A 1,446-nucleotide genomic window follows, 5' to 3' on the forward strand; every position below is an offset into this window, starting at 1 on the left:
GAATCCGATTCCAACGAATCTCTGCGTACTGTCTCGGACCTGGGTTTATCTGCTCTGACCTGCGCATTTAGCGTGAACGGGAGCCGGTCTGAAGTGGCCACGAAGCGACACGAGTAGACTCCCGAACGACACGTAGACGACACGGACAGAGAGGGGGATGTCGTGCCCAAGCGCCGAGCCTTCGGGCAGATCGCGAAGCTGCCGAGCGGTCGATACCGTGCCCGCTACGTCGGTCCCGACACAGTTCTGCATAGTGCGCCCACCACCTTCGAGTCCAAGATCGATGCAGAGATGTGGCTTGCTGCGGAGCATCGCCTCATCGCGCAGGACGACTGGGTCACACCGAAGTCCAGGCGCAGCCGTGTGCAGGAAGCCCGGACCTCTACGCTCGGCGAGTACGCCGAGCGTTGGCTGCAGCAACGGGAGCTCAAACCACGCACGCGCGATCACTACCGGTCGCTCCTGGAGCGACACATCCTCCCCGAACTCGGCACCGTGCCCCTGACACGAGTCACCAGTGAACTCGTCCGCGAGTGGTACATGCAGTTGGACAAGTCGCGCCCCACCCTTCGAGCGCACGCCTACGGCCTGCTCCGGACAATTCTGGGGACCGCGGTCACCGACGGGAAGATCTCGTCGAACCCCTGTCACATCCGAGGCGCCGGGAGCACCGAACGCACCAAGCAGATCCGGCCTGCGACGCTCACCGAGCTCGAGACCATCACGCTGGCCATGCCGGAGAAGTACCGCCCAATGGTCCTGCTGTCGTCATGGTGCGCACTGAGGTTCGGCGAGCTCATCGAACTGCGTACGAAGGACATTGACCTCAGGGACGGCGTCATCCACGTCAGACGGGGCGTCGTCCGTACCGGCGGTCAGGTGATCGTGGGCACTCCCAAGTCGGCAGCGGGAAGCCGGGACGTCGCCATCCCGCCTCATCTCATCCCCGTGGTGCACGACCACATCGAGCGCCACGCGCGCGGCGGACGAGACGCGCTCCTGTTCCCTGCCGCCGACGGCCGGTCGCATCTTGCACCTTCAACCTTGTACCGGGTCTTCTACCGAGCACGGGAAGCTGCCGGCAGACCAGATCTACGCTGGCATGACTTGCGGCACACGGGCGCTGTCCTGGCCGCCCAGACCGGGGCGACTCTGGCCGAACTCATGGCTCGCCTGGGTCATTCAACCCCGCAGGCCGCTCTCCGCTACCAACATGCGGCGCAGGGTCGTGATGCGCAGATTGCCCAAGCCCTGTCCCGGATTGCGATTGCACAGTCGGAGTAGGAGGGGTTTGCGGTCTCGCTGTCCTCGGTCTGCCCCGTGGACCACCGCCTGATGGACGGCGTCCACGACGCCACTTTCAGACGGGGGTGGGCGAGGAGCAGACCGCGCCCCCGGCCACACCGGGCAGGGCGGCTCAGCGCCAGTAGTCGTTGGCGGCAGCGA

At 65.4% G+C, this 1,446-nt stretch carries 1 protein-coding gene; it reads left to right on the top strand.

Going from position 1 to position 1,446, the window contains the following annotated elements; genetic code table 11:
* Nucleotides 1–162: 162 nt before the first annotated feature.
* The gene (locus FJR00_RS15500; protein ID WP_141339625.1) at nucleotides 163–1,284 is read left to right on the top strand and encodes a site-specific integrase; all 1,122 of its coding nucleotides are present in this window, start codon (nucleotides 163–165) and stop codon (nucleotides 1,282–1,284) included.
* Nucleotides 1,285–1,446: the final 162 nt, after the last annotated feature.

The sequence above is a fragment of the Ornithinimicrobium kibberense genome (assembly GCF_006519705.1).
Taxonomy (GTDB): Bacteria; Actinomycetota; Actinomycetes; order Actinomycetales; family Dermatophilaceae; genus Ornithinicoccus; species Ornithinicoccus kibberensis.